This is a genomic window from Exiguobacterium sp. UBA5002 (assembly GCF_002396765.1).
Lineage (GTDB): Bacteria > Bacillota > Bacilli > Exiguobacteriales > Exiguobacteriaceae > Exiguobacterium_A.
The window spans coordinates 1-19,022 of sequence record NZ_DGYQ01000007.1 but is presented as its reverse complement, the minus strand read 5'-3'; the positions used below and the strand labels follow the sequence as shown (position 1 = coordinate 19,022).

Sequence of the window (19,022 nt, the reverse complement as noted above, 5' to 3'; positions counted from 1 at the left end):
GCTCTCTTTTCGAAATTAACCTTTTTGAATCCAGAATTTTAGGACGCTTGCTTCTTCTTCGTGTTTGACGAGTTCATGACCACCTGATGTCGCCCACGCCTGAAGATCGTTTTTTGCCCCTTTATCCGTTGCATGGACTTCAAGGATTTGACCTGATTCGAGTCCTGCGATGGCTTTTTTTGTTTTTACGATTGGCATCGGACAAGCAAGTCCTTTTGCGTCGAGTACGAGTTCTGATTTCATGTTGTATTCCTCCTGAATGATTTAATGTTTGTTATGATTCGGTTTAGCGTACCGCACAGCGGTTCGGTCCGACTTCCATTTCCCGTTGTGTCTCAAGATCGAGTGTCTGTTTCCCCATGTTCGTTTCACGGATATCTTGATACGCGTTCGGTTGTGGCGGCAAGTTCTCTGTGACCATTTTCCGGAATGTTGCTTCATCATCAATGTTGAGACCATGGTTGTTCGCAAGCAAGATGCTTAATTTCTCCGCTACACTACCATCCGCGTTCAATTCTTCAATGATCATGAAATGTGCTGGTAAGACGATTAATTCCGGTGAAAGATCACGATACGTGTTGTAGAGCGAATCACGTAAGTCGCCGACCCAGTCTTCCGCGAGACCGGCTAAATCCGGACGACCAATCGAATCGATGAACAGGATATCACCCGTTAATAAATAACGCTGATCGACGATGAATGAAGTCGATCCAATCGTATGTCCCGGGGAATAAAGAGCGCGTACTTCAATCGCTGTATCCCCCACTTGAACCGTACTACCGTCTTCAAGTGGTGCATAATCGAATGTGACATCCGTCGCATCTTTTGGCGGCAACCAGTATGTCGCGCCTGTTTTTTCGGCGATGTCGCGTCCTCCAGAAATATGATCCGCATGAAGATGTGTATCAAACACATGCTTAATCGTGACATTGCGTGATGCGGCATAATCCAAATACACATCCGTCATTCGTGTCGCATCGATGAGCACGGCCTCTCCTTCCGAGATGACCATATACGAGAGACACCCTTTACCGATTCGAACGAACTGAACGACTTCACCTTGATCAGTTCCTGTTTCGTTCAGCGTTCCGAGTGAAATCGGTTCTAGATGTTCACTCCATGCTTTCATGCCGCCTGACAGATACGATACGTCTCGTCCTGCTTCTTCCAACATATCGGCGACGAAAATTGATGAACCTTCTTTTGCGCAAACGACGAGTACATCCTGATCCGTCGGAAGCTGATCGAGAATCTCCTCGACACCATCCAACAATTCAAAATACGGAATGTTGAGGTACTTGAAGTTCTCTCCTTCGATTTTCCAATCTTGAAACGCATCCTCATTCCGTACATCTAAGATGAACAGAGACTCGCGTCCAATGATTTTTTTCGTAACTTGTGCGGCTGTCATTGCTTGTGCCATATCTACTAGTTCCTCCTCTGCTTTACGCTGGTGAATTATTTCGCTGAAACGAGTGTTGTCGTCTCAAATGCCCATTCCTGCATACCTGGTACGACATTGTGGACCGTATACCCCTTGTCACTGAGCTGTCGGCATGCCATGTCACTTCGGCTACCTGTTCGGCAGATGACGTAAACCGTCTGATTTGAATCCAGTTCTGCATGTCGTGTCTCAAGTTCACCTAACGGAATATTGATGGCTCCCGGTACATGCGCGAAGGCATATTCTGCTTGTTCACGAACATCAAGCACTGTGATCGAGTCGTCTTGACGTGCTGCTTCGACTGTTGCATTGTCGACGGTTTGAGCGAATGCTGCTGGTTCCGTGACATCACCTGTTGATTTCCGAACGTAATGACGGAGTACTTCGCCTTCTTCGATCGTGCCTAAATAATGATTGCCGGTGCTGTTTGCCCAGGCACGAAGATCTGCAGTTGATCCTTTATCCGTCGCCTGAACTTCGATGACTTGTCCCGGTTCCAACGTCTTGATCGTTTTTTTCGTCCGAACGATCGGCATCGGACAAGCGAGACCTTTGGCGTCCAATACGATATCTGATTTAATCATAGTCATACAATTCGCTCCTTTACGGTGTGGGGTATTATTTATTTTGTTTCGCCTTCGTACGACATCATGCCGCCATCCATGTTCGTCACGTCATATCCTTGTCCTTCGAGATATGTCGTTGCGCGACCACTGCGCGCACCAGAACGGCATACCATGACATACTCTTTTTTCTTGTCGAGTTCGTTCATCTTGAATTCAATCAATCCGAGTGGAATATGGATCGCTCCCGGAATCATTCCTTCTTTGACTTCATCGACTTCTCGGACATCAATAACGTTCAGTTGCTCACCACGTTCGATTTTTTCCTGTACTTCTGTTGCTGTCATGCGTTTCATATTGAATTCCTCCTCTTGATTCGATTCAGCGCCAGGCATTCATTCCGCCACGGACTTCCGTGACATTCGGATAACCGGCTTTTTTTAGTACTTTGACGGCTTGTTTGCTTCGCATCCCGCTTTGACAGATGACGAGCACTTCTTTGTCTTTCGGGATTTGATTCAATTGACTGTTTAGCGTTTGTAACGGAATGTTCTTAAATCCTTTGATGTGATTGCCTTTGAATTCTGCCGGTGTCCGAACATCGAGATAAAATCGTTTGCGGTCGTTTAGTAACGGCTTCAGTTCCGTGGTCGACACTTGCTTGACGCCTTTTGTTGGGGCGAACACCTTATAAGCGAGATAGCCGACGACGAGCAACAAGATAATCGATAGTACATCCATGCGTCATTCCTCCTTCAGATCATTAGATGAATAGATTGACGTTTCCGTTCTCCGCATCGGCGAGGTAGGCGGCAACACCTGCATACTCAATCCCGTCGTGTAATTCTTCCTGTTTCAAACCGAGTAAATCCATCGTCATCGTACAGGCGACGAGTTTGACATCCTGTTCTTTCGCTAATTCGATTAAGTCTGGAAGTGGCATCGCATTGTGCTTCTTCATGACGTTTTTAATCATTTTTTGACCTGCACCACCGAAGTTCATTTTCGAGAGTGGCATCTTATCGGCACCGCGTGGCATGAACTTACCGAACATCTTCTCAAGGAATGTTTTATCCGGCTGGATCGGTTCATCCTTACGCATCGCATTCAAACCCCAGAAGGTATGAAAAATCGTGACTTCGTGATCGTATGCGGCTGCACCGTTGGCAATGATATAAGCTGCCATGACTTTGTCGTACTCTCCACTAAATAAAACGATGGTTGTTTTTTTTGTATCTGACATAAACGTAATTCCTCCAATTTTTTACCCTAAGGGGTATATTAATTCGTAAAAAAAAATTCTATCTGCTTTTCATTAAGAGTTGAACAGCCTCTGCAACGGCTTGTTCATAATTTTCCGTCGCATCATCCTGACGGACACAGTCAATCAAGTTTTCACTGACGACGAGACCGATGACGCGATCAATCGCACTACGTGTAGCGCTCAGTTGTGTGACGACATCCTTACAGGACGCCTCTTCTTTCATCATTCGAACGATTCCGTGGATTTGTCCTTCAATCCGATTCATCCGATGAATGATGCGATCTTCATAACCGTTTTCCATATGAAGTCCATCTCCTTTTTCAAATGTGACATGGGTCATACCTCGTTGGTACATTTCACACAATAATACCTACAGGGGTATAAGTCAACGAAAAAGATTTCTGGATTCATCACTATGTTCAGTGAGTCCGAAAATTTTTTTGTAGTCAGCCTTTCCAATTCGCTTCTAAAAAATCGATCCAACGCTCGGCTAGTCGAGTTGGCATCTTCTCTGGTAACAGATAACGAAACGTCCGGTTGGAGATCCCTTTCGCATGAATTGTAAAAGATTCAGACGGGAAAGACGTGACAAGTCGTTCCGACAACGCTGCAATACCACTCCCATTCAAAACAAGTTGTCGCGCTAAATAATTCGCATCTACTGTAATCGTTCGAGTGGGAACGATCGACGACGCATCAAGCCAACGATGAAGTGCATAGCGAGAAGCGGATCCTTCTTCCCGGACGATCCACGTCGCGTCTTCGAGTGCAAGATGTGTCGCTCCAATGATATGCAGTTGATCTTTCGCAAAGACGATTTGTCTCATTCCATCAAGTGTCAGTTCTCCTTCAATCATACCGAGATCAATCTCACGATGTCGTAAAGCTGTTGCCACTTGATCATGATTCATCAATTGGATGTCCAGTGAAACTTTAGGGTGAGCATGTGAAAACAGATGGATCATATCATCAAGCAATATCTCGTGGATCGTATGTGTTGCTCCGATCCGTAGTGTACCTTGGAAAACACCTTCCGATTCATCTAACTGCGACTGCATCTGTTCGAGTTGGAATAGAATTTCTTTTGCGTGGCGATAGACAATCCAGCCCATTTCCGATACCTCGACCCCTATTGCGAATGAATCACGTATTAACAATGAATGTCCGATATCTTCTTCTAGTCGTTTCACGTGAACACTGACCGTCGGTTGCGATAGAAATAACTGCTCCGCTGTTTTCGTAAAATGACGTGTTTCAACGAGTGTGACGAACGTTCTGAGTTCAGTTAATTTCAACAATATCCCTCCTCATTACATTTCATAATCATTTATATATAATTAATTCATTTTTATAATCTTGTATTCCTCTTTCATACTCAAGGTATCACGTATTAGAAAGAAGGACTGTTTCATGATGTATATCTCATTTATGTTGTTAGGAGCAATCATCGGCATACTCTCCGGCTTTTTCGGAATCGGTGGTGGCATCATCCTGACCCCACTGTTATTGATTCTTGGCTATGAAGCCAGCACCGCGATCGTCCTCAGTCTGTTGCTGACACTCGGATCGACCGTGACCGGTACACTGTCACATCTTCGATTAAAAACTTTCCGTTTTCGCGATGCCGGGATCATTGGTCTGTCCGGGATCATCGGTTCGGCGTTGATCACACCAGTCGTCTTTTGGCTCGAGCGTCATGCTGGTGCTGATGTCGTCTTATCAAGTCTCTACATTTTCTTACTGATTGGTTTTTCGATTCAATTCCTTCGTCCCCGTTCAAAGGAACGTCCGTCTTTTCCGGTCCATGATGCTTCCGTAGTGAAGCTCGCTGTCATCGGACTTGCTGCCGGAATTCTCTCGTCATTGATGGGTGTCAGCGGTGGATTTTTGTTGACGCCTCTCTTGCTCGGATGGGTTCGTTTTCCGCTCAAACAAGCAATCGGAACGAGCATCGCCTCTGCGACATTGATCGTTCTCGGAGGAGTGACGAGTTATGTCGCTTCCGGAACCAATGCTCCGTTATCACTCGGGATCGCCTTAATCATCGGTGCGTTCATCGGCTCACCACTCGGTGCTTCACTCTTGCATCGCTTCAATGAACCGTTCGTCCAAAAGACATTAGGAATCTTTTATGGCGTCGTCGCCTTAAGCGTCATTGTCAAAGTGTTCGGTCTTCCTTATCTGTCACTTGTCTTGCTTGCTCTATTCACACTTAGTTTGTTAAGCGTCTTCGGCTACCGGATTCTTAAAACTGCCTAAATGAAAAAGCAGCTGACGATATGTGTCAGCTGCTTTTTTGCGTGCCCAATGATTAACGCACGCTTTCTTCTTTGATTTTTTGTGGTTTCATGATTTTTGCCTCTTTTTTCTGACGCATCCGTTCCGCATTCATCAATCCCCCTAACATCAGGACGACAGCGGACAAATAGAACCATGTCATCAAGACGATGATTCCGGCAAGCTGACCGTAAAGACGATCGTAACTACCGAACTCAGCGTAATAGGAGAAAAATTCCGAGACGACTTGCCAGGCAATCGTTGCAAAAATGGCTCCAGGGAGTACCTGACGAACCGTTAGTCGGACACTCGGTAAGATCCGATACAATAAGATGAAAAAGACAAGTAAGAACAACGTCCCGAGTCCCCAACGGAATAAGAACCAGATCCACGAATAGTTCGTCACGAAATCAGCGACCATTGCAAAGTGATTGATGAAACGTCGTGTTAACTTTTCTGAAATCGGAACAATCAATGAAATCGGAAGGATGATCATCATCCCGATCGTAAAAGCGAAGTCTTGCAACAGTCCGCGCCAGAATGGCGCTTTTCGTGTCACTTCGAGCGCATCGTTTAGCGAGCGGACAAGCGACTGGACCGACATTGAAGCGAGCCAAAAGGCGGCAAGGAAACTGATTGAGGCAAGCTTGAAACCACCCTGATCAAAGATTCCGACGACGTTCCGCTGAATCAAGTCGTACGTTTCTGCTGGAGCAAATGGTCGAATTAAGTCCAGCACGTTATCCGACGTAAACGGTAAGAACGAGACGATGCCAACTACAAATAATAAGAACGGGAATAAGGACAACATCAGATAATAGGCGAGCTGAGCCGATTTATCAAAAAAGGCTTCGCCAAAAAAACGGGCAAATACAGGTTTGATTAAAGACATACATATTTCCTCACTTTCAACTAATTCTCTACACTATCCCCCATTTCGTACTTCCTTCAAACTTTTGGAAGTCTTTTGAACTTATAAAAACCTTATACATCATTCAAGTTTGGCGCTTCGTTTCCTTGCGAGGTACACTAAGAACAGAGAATGTATCGTGCTTGTTTTTCAGAAAGGATTTCGATTCGTGTACCCACTCATTCAAACAGAAGCAGAACGCTTCTTTACTTCTTATATAGAGCAATACCCTGAAATGTCCGGACGTCAGCAAGAAGTCATTCGTTCCATCGAGAAGACGGGAACATACGAGCAAACGACTTCCGAGCTGGCGTTCGGTGCCAAGCTTGCTTGGCGCAATAGTAACCGATGTGTCGGACGTCTCTTTTGGGAACAACTCCATGTCTTTGACGCACGGGATGCGTTGACCGTCGAAGCGGTCCGCGACGCGTTATTTGAGCATATCCGGTTCGCGACGAACGAAGGACGGATTCGCTCGACGATCACGATTTTCCATCCGGCACGTGTACGGCTTCATAATCACCAAATGATTCGTTATGCAGGTTATGAGACAGCAACAGGAGTCATCGGCGATCCGGCTTCCATCGACCTGACGCGCCAATGTGAAGCACTTGGTTGGACCGGAGCGCATACACCGTTTGATATCCTGCCCCTGTTGATCGAACTCGATGGACAAGTCAGCCTGCATCCGATTCCTGACGAGCTCGTGCTTGAAGTCACCATCACGCATCCTGACTATGATTTGTTTGGTGGTCGCGAAGTCCGCTGGTACGCCGTACCGATGATTGCCGATATGCAGCTCGAGATCGGTGGCATCGTCTATCCGTGTGCCCCATTCAACGGATGGTATATGGGAACGGAGATTGGTGCTCGTAACCTCGCTGATACGGATCGTTACGATCTCTTGCCGCTCGTCGCGACTCAACTCGGTCTGAACACCTCGCGTGAACGTTCGCTCTGGAAAGACCGGGCGCTCGTCGAATTGAACGTTGCCGTACTCGAATCGTTTGAACGTGCCGGTGTGACGATCGTCGATCACCATACGGCTGCGAAACAATTCGCTCGTTTTGAAAAAAACGAAGCATCATGCGGTCGCGATGTCACAGGGGAATGGTCCTGGCTCGTGCCTCCGATGAGTGGGGCAACGACGCATATGTTCCATAAGGACTATGATCCGGAGATCAAACGACCAAACTTCTTTCCAAAATCTACACAGACGGCACCTGTGACCGGCTGTCCATTTCACCAAGGAGCCTTGAAATGAATTATGTCGAACAGTTACGTCAAAAAATCGGTCATGACCCAGTCATTCTCGTCGGTTCCGTCGTCCTCGTCGTTCAGAACGAGCACATTTTGCTCGAACAACGCAACGAAGCCCAAGCCCGCTTCGGTTTGCCCGGAGGATTGATGGAATGGGCGGAATCACCGGAAGAGACCGCTCGTCGGGAACTCGAAGAAGAAACCGGCTTACAAGTGGAACGATTAACGTTACTCGATGTCTACTCCGGTCCGCAATACGTGACGACGTTAGCGAACGGAGACGTCTTTCAAAGCGTCACCCTCGCCTACATCGGTGAACATCCGATTGGAATGTTAAAACAAAGTGATGAAAGTATCAAGCTCCAGTTCGTTCCGCTCGACGACTTACCGGATCACTTAGTGGGTTCTCACGCTCGAATGATTGAAGACTACAAAAACCGCCGCTAAATGAATAGCAGCGGTTTTTGTTTATAGCGACTGACGCATGATATATTGTTTCAAATCCCGCTGAGTCCATCCTTCAGAACGTAATGCTTCCCACACCCGCACATCTGTTGATTGATAATGATAGGTCGTGCCTGGTAAACGACGGACGACTTCTGTCGCATGTCTTGCTTTGTGTTCTGCGGGACCGACAACTGACAAGAGTGATGATCCGGCTATTGCCACTACACTTTCTTCTAATTGATAATAATCCGTTTGTAATTGCTGCATGACATGAGGATCTTGCTGCCAGATGTATTCCCCTTGTCCATGGTATTGTTTTAAAAACTCCACTTCTTCGATCGTCGGCAGAGCAGCTTCTTCGCGTTCATCCGTTAAATGAAAATAACCGATTTCTCCAACGATCGTGTAATGAAGCGATTCATACAATCGAATCGCCGGGTCGTTCCCTTGAATGACTTCAAGCATCAGACCATCCATTCCGATTTCTTTAGCATGGCTCAGTTGTGCTTGATACAAGGCTTTCGCGATCCCAAGACGACGATACTGTGGTGAAATCCCCAGTCCCCCACACCGCATGATGCGTTGACCCTCAATCTCCTTCCAACCGTTCAGCCAGAGACCGACTGGTATTTCTCCATGATAGGCAACGAATGAATGCTCCAATTGGTTCCCGTCTCGTTCGATGATGCGCTCTTGGAATTCTGCTTCCGATAAGTGCAGTGGAATCAAATAATCTTGGAACCCATCCTGCATCGCTTTGTACGCCGTTTTTACGCCAGGTGCGCGTTGAATATGAATCATCGAAAAACCTCCTTTTCCACTGAGCTGTTTCGCTTTCGTTCGCCTCATTTCCTGCATACAAAAACACCCTTGTCGCCAAGGGTGCCCTACTTATTGAATTTTAGAACGGCTACGTCCATAACCAAAGTAAACAAGCAGTCCGATTGCTGTCCAAACGAAGAAGGCAATCCACGTGAATGGTTGTAAGTTGAACATGAGCATGATACAAGCAAGGACTGACAAGATCGGTAAGACTGGGACGAACGGAACCTTAAAGGCGCGCTTCAAATCAGGACGCGTCCGACGTAGGACGATGACCGCGATCGAGATGAGCGAGAAGGCTGCCAGTGTTCCAATGTTGATCAATTCAGCAAGTGTACCGAGTGGCACGAATCCAGCGATTAAACCAGCAGTCGTTCCGAGAATCCATGTTGCTTTGACTGGTGTGTGTGACTTTTCATTGACGTCTGAGAAGACTTTCGGTAATAATCCGTCACGGCTCATCGCGAACAAGAGACGGACGAGACCAAATGTCATGACGAGGATGACCGTCGTCATACCAACGATAGCACCCAAATCGACGAATCCAGCGACCCAGTCTTGACCTGCGACTTTTAAGGCAAGAGATACCGGACTATCGACGCCTTCAAACTGTTTAAATGGAACAATCCCGACCATGATGGCAGAGACGATGACATACAGAACAGTAACGATCGCAAGTGATCCTAAGATCCCAACCGGTAAGTTACGTCCCGGATTTTTGACTTCTTCTGCTGCTGATGTGACGGCATCAAATCCGAGGTAAGCAAAGAAAGCAATTGCTGAAGCCTGTAAGACACCACTCATACCGAATGGCGCAAACGGTTTGTAGTTGCCCGGTTCGATGTACCAGATCCCGACGACGATGAACAGGACGACGACAGCGACTTTGACGAGTACCATGATGTTATTGACGCGTTTTGTTTCTTTAATACCGAGTGAAAGCAAGAGCGTGATGATCATCAGAATCAAGAACGCCGGTAAGTTGAAGAACGTCTCGCTTCCTGGTACAGCACCTGGAGCAGCTGTCAAAGCTGTTGGCAAATGTAATCCAAAGCCCGCTAAAAGTGACTGGAAGTACCCTGACCAACCGGTTGCAACGGCACTCGAAGCAAGTCCGTATTCCAAAATGAGACACCAGCCGATGATCCAGGCAATGACTTCGCCAATCGTAGCATATGTATACGTATATACACTACCTGAGACAGGAATCATCGACGAAAATTCGGCATAACAGAGGGCTGCTAATGCACAGACAACGGCAGAAATAATGAATGAGATCGGTAAAGCAGGTCCTGCATAAAGAGCGCCCGTTCCTGTCAGAACGAAAATTCCGGTTCCGATGATGGCACCGATTCCAAGTAAAATAAGATCAAACCCTGATAAATGTCGTGCCAGTTTTGAATGTTGTTTCATGTCCATCATGACACTGACATCTTTCTTGCGAAGCAAACTCATGTTTCATCCTCCGAACTTTTCTATTTTTTCTGAATATTCAAATCATTGAGTGAATTGACTTTCTAATCATAACAAACGATGTCAAGTTCGATAAGTCTTTTTTTTTGTATTTTTTCACAAAGTGGTCAAACCACTTTTGTAAAATGCAATAACGCTTTGATGCATAAACGTAAAAAACCTTTCCTTCAGAACAAAGGAAAGGTTTTTTATCATTACATTATGGGCGATCGTTTGGATGATCGAGGTTAGGACCTTTATGATCGTCTGGATCGATCGGGTAATCATCTTGTTGTGCTAAATCGTTTTCTGGCAATGCACCTTTTGGTGTACCATGTGTCGTCTCATCCGTTGAAGATGAACGCGCTGAACGTGGTGCACGATCTGGTGTAACATCATCAGCTGCTTGTGAAGCTGCACCTTTTGCTGCATCTTTTAAGCTCGGTGATGATGAAGTCGATGCCGACTTACTTGGAAGGTTCGATGTGTCGACTTCCGTATTCTCTGCTTTCTTTTGGAGACGATCGAGGTAACGCGATGCATTATCACGTCCACCAAGACCAAAGGCAAGACCGAATGCAAGTGCAAGTGCCCCTAGGATCAAGATGAAGGCTGAGTTGACGATCGTATCAGCAACACCTAGTTGATCAAGTGCCATGAAGACAGCAAGTGCAAGAATCGCATACTTTGCAACGCTTGAGAGGACTTTTAGTTCAGAGTTGCCGAACAGGCTGTCCATCGTACGTTTGACGAGGTTGCTGACGATGATCCCGATTGCGAGGATGATGATCGCTGTCAAGACGCTCGGTAAGAATGCAAGGACGGCACGACCGAGGTCGACCATGAAGTCAAGACCAATCAAGTTGAAGGCTTCGACGACGAAGAGAACGACGATAACGATCTCAACGAGTGCACCAACGATGGAAGCTGGTGATGTAGAAGCTTGGTTTGCATCCCACGTACCGATTTTCAAGTGACGTGTCAGGTTGTTGAAACCAAGACGTGATAAGAGATCCGTAACGAATTTCTTGATGAAACGTCCGACGTAAAGACCGACAAGAATCAGAACGACACCGACGATGATGTTTGGAATCATACCGAGGACATCGTTCAACATGTTGATCGCTGGTCCTGTGATTCCTTTAATGTTCAATTGATCAAGAGCTGAAATCGTGATTGGAATCAGAATCAAAATGAAGACGACTGTTCCAAGAATCGACGAAAGTGATTTCGCATCTTTTTGATCCGTTGACCCAAGGTTGAAGCGAGCTGCAAATTTATCCGTTCCAACAGCATGAAGGAAATTCGTCACGATATCGCGGACGATTTTCGCTACAAGGAAACCAACGAAGAAGATGGCTGCCGCCGCAATCAAGCGTGGAATGAATCCAAGGAATGACGATAACAATTGGCTGAACGGTTGTGAGACACTCTCAATGTTCAACGCACCGAGGACACCCGGTAGGAACAGAAGTAAGACGAGATAGAAGACAATTTCTCCCGCGATTTTCGGGTAAGACGATAAGTCCGTCTGACCTTGAAGCATCTTGTTCGAACGTACTTTATCGTTCGCCATCAGCTTCGTTCCTGCTTTGACGATGATCATGCGAAGAACGACCGCGATGACGTACGCCAAGAGAAGGATAAGTGCTGCTTTCAAGATATTCGGGATTGCCGCGAGTAATGTACTCATCGTATCTGCGAGTGGTCCAGCAATGATGTTCAGATCAAGGATGTTGAAGACCAAGATGAGAACAAACACCATGAGAACCCAAAAGACGACGGTCCCGATGATTTTTTCAGGTGTCCACTTCTTCTTCTTTGGTGGTGTACCTTCTTTTTGAGGTGCCAACTTGTTGACGACCCCAGACTTCTCTAACGCTTTTTGAATTCCGTTCGCAATCAGCTTGGCAATGAGCCAGCCAATCAAAAAGACGATGATCGCTCCAAGCAAGTTGCCGAGTGATCCGAGAATGCCGTTTAAGTTCAACGACGTTCCATTCCAAATGTTATTCATCCTGCCACACTCCTTCACCTAAATAAATTTATATATTTCTGACACTTCTTTAATTTCCCCAGGTAAATGATTTATTAAACCCGTGTTCGTACCAGAATGTGGCGTTTCTTGTTTTCAATACAAAAAACTGGATGGCATATGCTGCCACCCAGTCCGTCGTATCATGATGTTTGTTGGTTCAAAACCGTGCGCATCGCTGCATATCCACCGTCAATATTAATGACATCCTTGAATCCGAGTGACTGTAATACACTAACCGCCATCCGGGAACGAACGCCAGATGCACAGTGAACAGCAAACGGTCGATCCGTTGGCAGTTCATCCTGACGCGCTACTAATTTTCCTAAGAGAATGCGTTGTGCTTGATCGTAATGTTGACTGTCCCACTCTGTTTTATTCCGGACGTCGAGGACGTAGACTTCTTCTCGCTCTGCAGCTGCTAGCGCTTCTTCTGCTGCCCAGTCCTCATAACGTTCCGTTAACATCGATCCTGGTACCGCCTGATGATCTGCCCAGTGGGTGACGCGATCGAGTCCAATCGATTGGAGATCTCGTTGAATGGTTTTGCGTTGCTCTGGCGTCGACAGAATCGCGATATCATGGTCAAAATCGAGTAACCAACCAGCCCAAGTGACGAACTTATCATCATACGGAATATTGATAGTTCCTGGAATATGTCCATCCCGGAACGACTGACCATCTCGCGTATCGACGATCTGCATCGAAGACGTCCACGCTGTTGGATCCTCGTTCGTCACGAGTTCTGGAATTTTAGTCGTCAAGGCGATGCCTTCTTTATTCACGCGTTTCATCATCGCGAAATAGTTCGGTGGTTCTGGTTGATCCGTCGTCAATTCTTTGATGAACGCAGTCTCATCCTCGACTTGCAATGCCCAGTTCGTCGCTTTTTCATATCCGACCGTCGATGTCGGAACTGCTCCGAGTGCTTTCCCACAAGCACTACCGGCACCATGTCCTGGCCAAACTTGGACAAAATCAGGTAACGCCTTGAAACGTTTTAACGACGCAAACATTTGCTTTGCCCCAACGGCTGTCGTTCCTTTAATACCAGCTGCTTCTTCTAGTAAATCGGGACGTCCGATGTCTCCGACGAAGACGAAATCTCCTGTGAAGATGCCCATCGGTACTTGTTGATTCCGGTCGAATAATAAGAAAGAGATATGTTCTGGCGTATGCCCCGGGGTATGCATGACTTCAAGCGTCACATTTCCGACTTTGAACCGGTCACCGTCTTTAACAAGGACATGGTGAATATCCGAGACGAATTGATATTTCCAGTTGTCGTCTCCTTCATCTGACAGATAAGCCGTCGTGTCGTAACGTTTGGCAAACTCTTGTGTGCCCGAGACGAAGTCCGCGTGAATATGCGTTTCCGCCGTAGCGGTGATCCGGAGCCCTTCTTTTTCTGCGACCTCTAGATACGGTGTAATATTCCGGGCAGGATCGATGACGATCGCTTCTCCTGTCATTTGACACCCGACCATGTATGACGCCTGCGCTAATTTTTCATCATAAAAATATCGTAACAACATTGTGCATACCCCCTCTAGTGTATTAAACGATTGTTCCTTCGTAGCTCATCATACCGCCGCTGACATTCGTCACGTCGAATCCTGCTTGCTCGAGATACATCGCTGCATTCATGCTGCGACCACCAGATAGGCAGATGATATGGACCGGACGTGACGCGTCGAGTTCATCCGTCCGTTCTGTCAATTCGGATAACGGAACGTTTTTAGCTTCAGCGATATGTCCGCTTTCATACTCATCGGTTTCACGAACATCAATCAATTGGATGGCACTTTCGGTTAACACCTGCTGTAATTGTTCTGTCGTCATTTGTTTCATCAAGATTCCTCCTAGTAGATGCCTCTCGGCTGTTAAGTTGTTGAATTTAATATACCCCCTACCGTATATAAGTTCAAGAAAAATGCACACAAAAAAACAGCATCGTCTAAAAGACGACACTGCCCTAACTTAAACGACTTCCTTTTCAGAGAATTGACTGTTGTACAGATCCGCATAAAAACCATCTGCCTCGAGTAATTCTTCATGTGTGCCCTGCTCGATGACACGCCCTTGATTCATGACGAGAATCAAATCGGCATCCTTGATTGTCGACAGACGATGGGCAATGACGAAGCTCGTCCGTCCTTCCATCAAGCGACGCATCGCTTGCTGGATGAAGACTTCCGTCCGTGTATCCACACTAGAGGTCGCTTCATCGAGAATCATGATTGGCGGATCGGCAAGAACGGCCCGCGCGATCGTTAACAACTGTTTCTGACCTTGCGAGATGTTCGAGGCTTCCTCGTTCAAGACGGTATCATACCCGTCCGGCAACGTTCGGATGAAGTGATCGGCGTGTGCTGTTTTGGCTGCCGCGATGATTTCCTCCTCGGTTGCTCCACTTTTACCGTAAGCAAGATTATCCCGGATCGTACCGTTGAAGAGCCACGTATCTTGTAAGACCATCCCGAACGTCGTCCGTAAGTCTTCGCGTGACATCTCGCGGGTATCGATACCGTCAATCCGGATCGTCCCCCCGTTCAACTCATAAAAGCGCATTAATAGATTGATCATTGTCGTTTTACCGGCACCCGTCGGACCAACGATTGCGACCGTTTGTCCCGGTGCGACATCGATGTTCATATCCTCGATCAAGAGGTCGGTTCCGTAACCAAAATCAACGTGTTCGAACGCGACCGCTCCTTCAGCCTGCGTGAGACGATGTGTCGTCACTTCCTTGGTCTCTTCTTCTTCGTCCAATAATTCGAAGACACGTTCTGCTGCTGCGACGGTCGATTGGACGATGTTCGCGATGTTCGCCGTCTGAGTGATCGGTTGCGTGAACTGGCGTGTATAGGTGATGAATGCTTGGATATCCCCGATCGAGATCGCCCGTTGTGTGACAAGAATCCCACCGACGATACTGATCAGAACGTAACTGATATTCCCGATGAACATCATCATCGGCATGATGATCCCGGAGATGAACTGCGCTTTACGCCCTGCTTCATACAATTCTTCGTTGACGGCATCAAATTGCTCGACCGCTTTACGTTCATGTCCGAATGCCTTGACGACCGAGTGTCCGGTATACATTTCTTCGACGTGTCCGTTCAATTGACCGAGCGTTCGCTGTTGATCGGCAAAGTATTTTTGGGATCGTTTCAAAATCGGACGAATCGCAAAAATTGAAACGGGTAACGAAACGAGTGAAATCAATGTTAACAGCGGACTGATCGTCAACATCATGATCAAAATCCCGACGATTGTCACGATCGAGGTGATGAACGATGTCACACTTTGTTGCAAGGTACTGCCGATCGTATCGATATCGTTCGTCACGCGGCTGAGCGTCTCCCCGTTCGGACGACCATCGTAGTACTTCAACGGTAGGCGTTCGAGTTTATGATTGACGTCCTCGCGTAAATCGTAGACCGTTTTTTGAGCGATACCCGACATTAAATACTGTTGCAAGTAATTGAACAGACTACTGATGATATACAGTCCAGCGAGCCAGAGCAGGATCTGTCCGATTTTCGTGAAATCGATTGCTGCTCCCGGCACACCTTGGAACTTCGCATATGCCCCTTCAAACAATTCCGTGATTGCCGTCCCCATGATTTTCGGACCGGCAATCATGAAGACCGTACTGAGGATGGCTGCAAGGAAGACACCAACGAGTGCCGTCCGACGCGGACGCAGATACCGAAGCAAACGACGGAACGTTGCTTTGAAATCCTTTGGTTTTTCTCCGAGCATCATCATATTTCCGCCACCGGGACCACCAGGCGGAGGACCGCCGGCAGGTCGTTTTTTCTCACTCATGCGATTTCCTCCTCTGATAGTTGTGACTTCACGATTTCCTGATAGACGGCGTTGTTCGCAAACAATTCATCATGCGTTCCGATTCCGGCGACTTTCCCTTCATCCAGGACGATGATTTGATCGGCATCGATGACCGTGCTGACACGTTGAGCGACGATCAAGACTGTCGCTTCGCGTGTTTCTTCTCGTAAGGCTTTTCGAAGTGCGGCATCAGTTTTAAAGTCGAGCGCTGAAAAACTGTCATCAAAGACATATAGATCTGGTCGACGAACGAGTGCTCGGGCAATCGACAACCGTTGTTTCTGTCCACCGGAGACATTTGATCCACCTTGTTCGATCCGAGCGTCGTAGCCGTCCGGCATCCGTTCAATGAAATCGGTCGCTTGTGCGATTTGCGCCGCATGCGCGACTTCTTCGTCTGTCGCGTCCTCTTTCCCGAAGCGAATGTTTTCCGCGATCGTACCCGTGAACAATAACGCCTTTTGGGGAACGAAGCCGATTTTCGACCGTAGTTCCTCTTGGGGTACATCCTGGCTCTCAACACCGTTAACCCGGATACTCCCTTCCGTCACGTCATAAAAACGAGGAATCAAATTAACGAGCGTTGATTTACCGGAACCCGTTCCCCCGATCACAGCTGTTACTTCACCTGGTCGTGCCGCAAAACTGATATCGGATAAGACAGGTGTCTCAGCACCTGGGTAACGGAATGTGACACGATCAAAGACGAGCGTTCCTTTTTCACGGTCAGCGGTTTGTGTACCTTCATCTGTCATCGTCGGAGTCATCTCGAGGACTTCATTGATCCGTTTCGCCGAGACGGCTGCCCGCGGAATCATGACGAACATGACCGATGCCATGACGAGAGCGAACATAATTTGCATGACGTACTGAATGAACGCCATCAAGTCCCCAATCTGCATACCCCCATTGTCGATCCGAATTCCCCCGAACCAAATGACACCGACGACCGTCAAGTTCATGACGAGCATCATCACCGGCATCAAGAACGCCATGATTTTATTGACCTTGATCGAGACTTCTGTCAAATCGGCGTTTGCTTTCGTTAATCGCACTTGCTCATCGCGTTCCCGGTTAAAAGCACGGATGACACGGATTCCGGTCAAGTTCTCACGTAGGACGAGGTTCAGACGGTCGAGTCGTTTTTGAACCTTTCCGAACAACGGAACCCCTTTCCACAAAATCAATAGGATCGAAAGCACAAGGACCGGCATCGCTGCGACGATGACGAGCGATAGTTTGGCGTCTTTTGAAACAGCCATGATCAATCCACCGATGAACATGATTGGTGCACTGACGACCATCCGTAACATCATGATGACGACTTGTTGAACTTGTGTGATATCGTTCGTCGTCCGTGTAATCAATGACGCCGTTCCGACTTGATCGAACTCTTGCAGGGAAAATCGTTCAACATGGTTGAAGACTTGGCGACGGATATCCCGTCCGAGTCCCATTGATGCCTTCGACGAATAATAACTAGCGGCAACTGCGGCTAACGCCCCGATGCCGGTAATTCCGAGCATGACGGCACCAATCTTCCAAATGTAGGCGGTATCGCCAGTGACGACACCTTTATCAATGATATCCGCCATCAGTGTCGGCAAATAGAGATCAGACATCGATTGTGCGAAAACCAAGACGAGCACCGCGAGTACTGCCCATTTATACACCGTCAATCGTTTGAGTAACTTAATCATCCGAGCATCCTCCTTTCATTTCTGGCTGTAAGATACGTCCGATGCCTTCTGCAATCTGAGCATGCGTCGCAAGCATCTGTTCGAATACCTCTTGATCAATCGTCTCTAGGACCTGTTCGAGTTGACGTTGCATCCCCTTCTCTTGTTCTTGAATCTCCGTCACGAATTGTTGTCCTTGATCACTAAGCGATAGGACGACTTCTCGTCGATTTTCAGGATTCGTCTCCCGAATGACCCAACCAGACTGAACGAGGCCCTCAATCGACTGACTCAGTGTGCTCTTTGGTAAATGCGTATGTGTCGCGAGTGCTTTTTGCGAGATCGGTCCACGTGGCGCAATCGTCATCAAGCTATGAAATTGCGGTAAACTGAGTCCGTTTTCCTGCGCCGTCTGGTGTGCTGCTCGAACGAGATGTCGTTGTACATTCCAAAACGACTGCATCATCGCCGTTGAACGAACCGTTTCCGTTTGCTCCATCCTGTTTCGCCCCCTTGTTCCATTTCAAATCGTTCCAAAAGGAACAATTACTTATATGAATTAAAATACGCTGATTATTTCTAGTTGTCAACGAAAGGCAATGTGAAAAATCACATAGTTTTGTTATGCTTTTGTAGAGAAGAATGGAGATAGATGAGACATGAGATGGGATTATATGAAGTACCGTTTCGTTCGATTGAACAAGGGCTGAAAACGGTCGAAATTCGACTCAATGATCTGAAACGCCAACAAGTACAAGTCGGTGATCAGATTCAGTTCACGCATACGGAGACGAACGAGACGCTACTCGTCCAGGTGACGAAACAGGAGACATTTCAAGATTTTCAAGCACTGTATGAACACGTATCACAGGAATCCATCGACTGCGTCGGTTGGTCGATCGATGAACTCGTAACATCTACGTATACGATTTATTCAGCGGAAGCCGAGCAACAGTACGGAGCACTGGCTCTTCATATCGAGTTATTGCCATGACGAATTGTAATATTAAG

Annotated in this window: 21 protein-coding genes; 4 read left to right on the top strand and 17 right to left on the bottom strand. The window is 47.1% G+C overall.

Annotation, left to right across the window (positions count from 1 at the left end; all coding sequences use genetic code 11):
* Positions 1-15: 15 nt before the first annotated feature.
* From B4C70_RS01465 to B4C70_RS01430, 8 genes are all read right to left on the bottom strand, one after another.
* Positions 16-243 carry a sulfurtransferase TusA family protein gene (locus B4C70_RS01465; RefSeq protein WP_029343316.1) on the bottom strand — a complete coding sequence of 76 codons (228 nt, stop codon included), beginning with the start codon at positions 241-243 and terminating at the stop codon, positions 16-18.
* A gap of 43 nt (positions 244-286) precedes the next feature.
* Positions 287-1,423, bottom strand: coding sequence for an MBL fold metallo-hydrolase (locus tag B4C70_RS01460; RefSeq protein ID WP_290776512.1), 1,137 nt, complete (start codon positions 1,421-1,423; stop codon positions 287-289).
* A gap of 35 nt (positions 1,424-1,458) precedes the next feature.
* Positions 1,459-2,028: a sulfurtransferase TusA family protein gene (locus B4C70_RS01455; protein ID WP_051656367.1), complete on the bottom strand. Its 570-nt coding sequence runs from the start codon at positions 2,026-2,028 to the stop codon at positions 1,459-1,461.
* 38 nt (positions 2,029-2,066) lie between these two features.
* Positions 2,067-2,363, bottom strand: coding sequence for a rhodanese-like domain-containing protein (locus B4C70_RS01450; protein ID WP_023466941.1), 297 nt, complete (start codon positions 2,361-2,363; stop codon positions 2,067-2,069).
* Between the two features lie 25 nt (positions 2,364-2,388).
* Positions 2,389-2,748, bottom strand: coding sequence for a rhodanese-like domain-containing protein (locus B4C70_RS01445; protein WP_029343312.1), 360 nt, complete (start codon positions 2,746-2,748; stop codon positions 2,389-2,391).
* 22 nt (positions 2,749-2,770) lie between these two features.
* Complete coding sequence (locus B4C70_RS01440) at positions 2,771-3,250, bottom strand: DsrE/DsrF/DrsH-like family protein (RefSeq protein ID WP_023466937.1); 480 nt, start codon at positions 3,248-3,250, stop codon at positions 2,771-2,773.
* A gap of 58 nt (positions 3,251-3,308) precedes the next feature.
* On the bottom strand, positions 3,309-3,572 hold the full coding sequence (locus tag B4C70_RS01435) for a metal-sensitive transcriptional regulator (protein WP_290776507.1): 264 nt from the start codon (positions 3,570-3,572) through the stop codon (positions 3,309-3,311).
* A gap of 145 nt (positions 3,573-3,717) precedes the next feature.
* Positions 3,718-4,566, bottom strand: coding sequence for a LysR family transcriptional regulator (locus tag B4C70_RS01430; RefSeq protein WP_029343310.1), 849 nt, complete (start codon positions 4,564-4,566; stop codon positions 3,718-3,720).
* A 115-nt stretch (positions 4,567-4,681) separates the two neighbouring features.
* Here B4C70_RS01430 and B4C70_RS01425 point away from each other — a divergent pair, with 115 nt between their 5' ends.
* Positions 4,682-5,530, top strand: a complete 849-nt coding sequence (locus B4C70_RS01425) for a sulfite exporter TauE/SafE family protein (protein WP_290776503.1) — start codon at positions 4,682-4,684, stop codon at positions 5,528-5,530.
* A 52-nt stretch (positions 5,531-5,582) separates the two neighbouring features.
* On the opposite strand, the gene B4C70_RS01420 is transcribed toward B4C70_RS01425, so the two are convergent.
* Positions 5,583-6,440 (bottom strand): YihY/virulence factor BrkB family protein, encoded by an 858-nt coding sequence (locus B4C70_RS01420; protein ID WP_290776501.1) that lies wholly within the window; start codon positions 6,438-6,440, stop codon positions 5,583-5,585.
* A gap of 187 nt (positions 6,441-6,627) precedes the next feature.
* Between B4C70_RS01420 and B4C70_RS01415 the strand changes: the two genes are divergently transcribed.
* Both B4C70_RS01415 and B4C70_RS01410 read left to right on the top strand, forming a co-directional pair.
* Positions 6,628-7,722 carry a nitric oxide synthase oxygenase gene (locus B4C70_RS01415; protein WP_414654401.1) on the top strand — a complete coding sequence of 365 codons (1,095 nt, stop codon included), beginning with the start codon at positions 6,628-6,630 and terminating at the stop codon, positions 7,720-7,722.
* The gene (locus B4C70_RS01410) at positions 7,719-8,165 is read left to right on the top strand and encodes an NUDIX hydrolase (protein WP_029343307.1); all 447 of its coding nucleotides are present in this window, start codon (positions 7,719-7,721) and stop codon (positions 8,163-8,165) included. The genes B4C70_RS01415 and B4C70_RS01410 overlap by 4 nt, the downstream gene beginning before the upstream one ends.
* 21 nt (positions 8,166-8,186) lie before the next feature.
* Here the strand turns inward: B4C70_RS01410 and B4C70_RS01405 are convergent, their stop codons facing one another.
* The 8 genes from B4C70_RS01405 to B4C70_RS01370 all read right to left on the bottom strand — a co-directional run bounded on the left by B4C70_RS01405 (position 8,187) and on the right by B4C70_RS01370 (position 18,510).
* A complete protein-coding gene (locus B4C70_RS01405; RefSeq protein ID WP_290776498.1) occupies positions 8,187-8,966 on the bottom strand; it encodes a GNAT family N-acetyltransferase in 780 nt (259 codons plus the stop codon).
* A gap of 90 nt (positions 8,967-9,056) precedes the next feature.
* A complete protein-coding gene (locus B4C70_RS01400; protein WP_290776495.1) occupies positions 9,057-10,442 on the bottom strand; it encodes an amino acid permease in 1,386 nt (461 codons plus the stop codon).
* 217 nt (positions 10,443-10,659) lie between these two features.
* Complete coding sequence (locus B4C70_RS01395) at positions 10,660-12,456, bottom strand: mechanosensitive ion channel (RefSeq protein ID WP_290776493.1); 1,797 nt, start codon at positions 12,454-12,456, stop codon at positions 10,660-10,662.
* Between the two features lie 161 nt (positions 12,457-12,617).
* Positions 12,618-14,009 (bottom strand): MBL fold metallo-hydrolase, encoded by a 1,392-nt coding sequence (locus tag B4C70_RS01390; protein ID WP_290776491.1) that lies wholly within the window; start codon positions 14,007-14,009, stop codon positions 12,618-12,620.
* Positions 14,010-14,031: 22 nt separating this feature from the next.
* The gene (locus tag B4C70_RS01385; protein ID WP_029343302.1) at positions 14,032-14,325 is read right to left on the bottom strand and encodes a rhodanese-like domain-containing protein; all 294 of its coding nucleotides are present in this window, start codon (positions 14,323-14,325) and stop codon (positions 14,032-14,034) included.
* A gap of 129 nt (positions 14,326-14,454) precedes the next feature.
* Complete coding sequence (locus B4C70_RS01380; RefSeq protein ID WP_290776488.1) at positions 14,455-16,311, bottom strand: ABC transporter ATP-binding protein; 1,857 nt, start codon at positions 16,309-16,311, stop codon at positions 14,455-14,457.
* Positions 16,308-18,032 (bottom strand): ABC transporter ATP-binding protein, encoded by a 1,725-nt coding sequence (locus tag B4C70_RS01375; RefSeq protein WP_290776486.1) that lies wholly within the window; start codon positions 18,030-18,032, stop codon positions 16,308-16,310. Before B4C70_RS01375 ends, B4C70_RS01380 begins: the two co-directional genes overlap by 4 nt.
* Positions 18,025-18,510 (bottom strand): MarR family winged helix-turn-helix transcriptional regulator, encoded by a 486-nt coding sequence (locus tag B4C70_RS01370; protein ID WP_035411169.1) that lies wholly within the window; start codon positions 18,508-18,510, stop codon positions 18,025-18,027. Before B4C70_RS01370 ends, B4C70_RS01375 begins: the two co-directional genes overlap by 8 nt.
* 165 nt (positions 18,511-18,675) lie before the next feature.
* Between B4C70_RS01370 and B4C70_RS01365 the strand changes: the two genes are divergently transcribed.
* Positions 18,676-19,005: an ASCH domain-containing protein gene (locus B4C70_RS01365; RefSeq protein WP_290776484.1), complete on the top strand. Its 330-nt coding sequence runs from the start codon at positions 18,676-18,678 to the stop codon at positions 19,003-19,005.
* Positions 19,006-19,022 lie beyond the last annotated feature (17 nt).